This window comes from Flavonifractor plautii ATCC 29863 (assembly GCF_000239295.1).
Classification (GTDB): domain Bacteria; phylum Bacillota; class Clostridia; order Oscillospirales; family Oscillospiraceae; genus Flavonifractor; species Flavonifractor plautii.
The window spans coordinates 1-3,583 of record NZ_JH417725.1; the positions used below are offsets into that span (position 1 = coordinate 1).

Consider the following 3,583-nt stretch of genomic DNA (forward strand, 5'->3'; position numbering starts at 1 on the left):
GGGCTTTTCTCTCTGTTCGCTCGTTGTTCGTTTCCCTTTTAGGGCCTCGGAAATCTCGGGGTCTTCCCGGCTTCCTCACGGCTTTACCGATACTCCCGCAGCATCCGTGACACGCTGGGATGCCGCAGGGCCCGTAGGGCTGCCGCCTCCAGCTTGCGCACCTCCTTCTCCGGTGTGCCGGTGGCTGTCGAGATTTCCGCCGTGGTTTGGTTGAGCCAATACCGCCGCCGGATTTCCTCTCTCTGGCCCTCTGGAAGCCCGTTCACAGCCCTGTGAAGGGTATCCCATACTCCAACACCCTCCAGGGCTTCCGCCGCATGTGGGTCTGGTATCACGTCGGCCAGGGTGAGCGGTTCACCCTCTCCTTTGTCGAGCGGGGCGTCTATGCTGACGGCGGAGAAAATGGGGTCGCGCTTCTGCTTTTCGCTCCGCCGCCCCTCCGCCTCACTGAACGCCGATTTTACCGGGTAAGTGAGGTAGGAGGAAAACCGGAACCCCGCCGACGGGTCATAGGCCCTCACGGCCTCCGGGAAGCCCAGGAAGCCCGCTTGCATAAGATCGTCCAGCGTGACACCCCCGGCCCCGTTTGTGGCTCTCAGGCGCTTGTATGCCATATCATGCACCAGCCGCCGCACCTGCCCCCAAAGCTCCATGAGCTTGTCCCGCTCTCCCGCTCGGATCGCCACCGCTAGTTCTTCATTACTCATTGCCTCGCCGCCCCTTTCGTGATAGAATGTGGGTGACAAGCTCACATACTACCGGGCCGCGCTCAACTGCTGAGGGCGGTTTCTTTTTTTGCAAGTAACAATCAGTCACTTACAAAGTCAATACCATTGACCTCGTGCTGGGGGCGCGTACGAAATTCGTTCGAGCTATTGACCACTGGGCTCATAATTGGGCTCAGTATGAACCGTACCACTTGGGGGCCACCAGGAGGAGAGCCCAATTTGGGGATTTCCTCTTTTGGGAAACCTCAACGTGGGCAAAAACCCCCTGATTGCAAAAGCGGGAAGTCGCTCATAGCTACCTCGTGGCCCACCCCCTGCCCTATAGCAAGGAGGTGCAGATTTGCACCCCCCTGCGGGCCTCCATCCTTTCCAGACCTACCGTCGTGAAATGCGACACATGCTGAGGGCGATTCCCCCCTCAATCAAAGAAAAGGATTGCTCCGGGCTGCTCCTCGAAAATCTCGCCGTTCGTCAGGCCCATCGCTCTGATCTCGCGGTCGCCGTCGGCCAGCTCCACCAGAGCAAGGCAGGCGACGGGCTGTGCTGTCCCTCCGTCATAGGCATACATGAGGTTAGAGGGGGCGGGGATGATCTGAATAGTCTTTTCGTTCATGGTTCAGTTCTCCTTTTTTATGTGTGAGATTTTGGGAGATTTCCATCCAGTCCTCAAGGCGCTGCGTCACCAGCCAGCCGGAGCGGTTGCGCCTATGGAACACGGTGGGCGCTCCATCCTGAAACCGCTCCGCGTCCCGGACGGCCTGCGCCATAGCCTCCGGTACATTCAGCCGCTCGTTGCGCTTGCACTCGATATGTACACCGGGGAGGCCGGACAAGTCCGGCACCTCTCCATAGCTCTGCGCCCGTCCCGGCTGCACGTCGTAGCCGTATCCCTGGAGGAGCCGGGCAAGCTCCAGTTCTCCAGAACGGCCCTTTCTCTGCGATTTAGCCCCCATATCAACCTCCGCCGATGCATAAAAGTCCGCCGTCCATGCTGTCGGCCATCGTAGTTAAGGCGCAATCCCCGCCGGTTACCCCTCCCCTGTAGGTGCCATGCTGAACATACCATGCGCACCTATCGGCCAGACATTTGACAGGAAAATCTTTCCCTATGCTCAGCAGCGGGCAGATCACCATTTTATCATCCATCTGTATCATCTCCTGGCAGAAACATCATTCCGACATTCACACCGCCAAAATCAAGAATCTTTGCGCCCAACTCCTGGGCGGTAGTCAGCAGACACCCGCCCTCCCCGTATCTGTCTGGGCAATCCCGCTCGCAGGTTTTCCCATCAAGCGGGCAAATCAGTTGTTCCATAAGCTATTGTTCCTTTCAAAATTTTCACTTGACCACTTTGTTTTTCACTCGCCCCCATACCGTCAGAGAGACGCAGGGTGGTATAATACGGCCAAACCGTTGCAGCACAAGGCGTTGCGTACTGTACCCTCCCCCTCCAATACAAAACCCGTACTCGCCATTTAGTGCCGTACAATACCAGGGGGGGCAAATACGGAAACCATTGATAATACAAGAAAAAATCTGTACTATACCACTTTTGAAAGGTCTGACGGGAGAGCATTGTCAAAGGGTGTTTCGGTGTCATCTGGAAGTTCCTCGAAACCGCCGTTCTCCGGCTCCACAAGGGCTTGAATATGCCAAACCCGGGCAGCGTTTCCCCCAGTGTGAAAATACTTCACGCTCCCGCCTTTCTTTAAGTCCTGCTTTGCCCTTTTTACGGCGGTGAAACTATACCCCGCAGCGGTAGCCAGCTTGTCCAGATCGGCTGTCGACATAGCTCCTCCGGCTTCGTGTAGCGTTTTTATAATGAACGCCTTGCAATCCTCCCGCACTGGTGAAGATCTGGCTTGTTCCGCCCCCATGACATACTCACGATCCCGCCGCCAGCTTGTCCCCTCTTTGTGTATCTGTTCATTGCTGTCAATGGAGAAAAGAATGGTTTCCTGCAACTGGGCATAATTGTTTTTCTCGTTGGATAGGTAGCGTATACCCTGCTCCTCAGTGAATCCAGCCATAAGCACAGAACGGGCAATGTCCCATATATCGGCACTGTCGGCAATACGGTCGCGTCCGCTGGCCCCCTTGCGCTTGTTGGTGTGACAGACAATCAGCGCCGTTGTGTTGATGTCCTCCCCGATGGTGATAAGCTGGGCAGTGCAATCCCGCATTTCGTTCCGGCTCCCCATGTTGACATGAGGCGGGGTAAAGCCCTGTATCGGGTCAAAGACACATAGTGCGGGGCGGAAGTGGCGCAGCACCCTTTCCAATTCCTCAGAACCGAATTTCAACTTGTGGAGCATCCCGGAACGATCTCCGACAAAATCCGGGGTAATGATATTTTTCATGTTGGCCCCGGCAAGGCGCAGTTTTTTCCGCAGCTTCTTCCTTACACTGTCCTCCGTGGTCAGGAACATAATTTTCATGGGCTCACGGTTATATCCCGGCGGGTCTAGTATGCAGGTTATGCCGTTGCTCAATGCCGCAATCAGGTGGCACCACAATGTGGTTTTTCCTATTCCCCCATCCGCCGCGATAACCGATATTTGCCCCGCTGGTATCCATCCCGGAATAAGCCACTTCGCCTCTTCCTCTGGAAAGTCCTCCAGTGATTTGAACAGGGAAAACAAAGGGTCTACCTCTGGCGGAGGCGGTTCCCATTGTGGCGTTGTGCTGATAAGCTGCGCTATCATGGCGCAAGCCTTTTCCTCACCAAATTGGAGGAGCATATCAGACACATCTCCATGCTCTGGAATTTCAGGCCACACACGGGCAAGGTCTAATACCTTCACGCTGGAGCCAGCCCCGTGAAGGGCGACGGCGGTTTCCTGGGCATAGTCCT

Annotated in this window: 6 protein-coding genes; all 6 read right to left on the bottom strand. The window is 55.9% G+C overall.

Annotation, left to right across the window (positions count from 1 at the left end; genetic code table 11):
• Window positions 1-83: 83 nt before the first annotated feature.
• The gene (locus tag HMPREF0372_RS07250) at window positions 84-707 is read right to left on the bottom strand and encodes a sigma-70 family RNA polymerase sigma factor (protein WP_007490260.1); all 624 of its coding nucleotides are present in this window, start codon (window positions 705-707) and stop codon (window positions 84-86) included.
• Window positions 708-1,146: 439 nt separating this feature from the next.
• Complete coding sequence (locus HMPREF0372_RS07255) at window positions 1,147-1,341, bottom strand: hypothetical protein (protein WP_039996865.1); 195 nt, start codon at window positions 1,339-1,341, stop codon at window positions 1,147-1,149.
• A complete protein-coding gene (locus HMPREF0372_RS07260; protein ID WP_007490262.1) occupies window positions 1,301-1,681 on the bottom strand; it encodes a PDDEXK family nuclease in 381 nt (126 codons plus the stop codon). The genes HMPREF0372_RS07255 and HMPREF0372_RS07260 overlap by 41 nt, the downstream gene beginning before the upstream one ends.
• Window position 1,682: 1 nt before the next feature.
• On the bottom strand, window positions 1,683-1,874 hold the full coding sequence (locus tag HMPREF0372_RS07265) for a hypothetical protein (protein ID WP_007490263.1): 192 nt from the start codon (window positions 1,872-1,874) through the stop codon (window positions 1,683-1,685).
• Entirely contained in the window at window positions 1,867-2,043 is a 177-nt protein-coding gene (locus HMPREF0372_RS19645; protein ID WP_155116983.1) for a hypothetical protein, read from the bottom strand. The genes HMPREF0372_RS07265 and HMPREF0372_RS19645 overlap by 8 nt, the downstream gene beginning before the upstream one ends.
• A 227-nt stretch (window positions 2,044-2,270) precedes the next feature.
• A partial coding sequence (locus tag HMPREF0372_RS07270) for an AAA family ATPase (RefSeq protein ID WP_007490265.1) occupies window positions 2,271-3,583 on the bottom strand: 1,313 nt, incomplete at its 5' end.

Bases quoted from the DNA above. Each gene is read 5' to 3' on its own strand.
- HMPREF0372_RS19645 (WP_155116983.1), bottom strand. From the start codon at position 2,043: ATGGAACAACTGATTTGCCCGCTTGATGGGAAAACCTGCGAGCGGGAT.
- HMPREF0372_RS07260 (WP_007490262.1), bottom strand. From the start codon at position 1,681: ATGGGGGCTAAATCGCAGAGAAAGGGCCGTTCTGGAGAACTGGAGCTT.
- HMPREF0372_RS07265 (WP_007490263.1), bottom strand. From the start codon at position 1,874: ATGGATGATAAAATGGTGATCTGCCCGCTGCTGAGCATAGGGAAAGAT.
- HMPREF0372_RS07250 (WP_007490260.1), bottom strand. From the start codon at position 707: ATGAGTAATGAAGAACTAGCGGTGGCGATCCGAGCGGGAGAGCGGGAC.
- HMPREF0372_RS07255 (WP_039996865.1), bottom strand. From the start codon at position 1,341: ATGAACGAAAAGACTATTCAGATCATCCCCGCCCCCTCTAACCTCATG.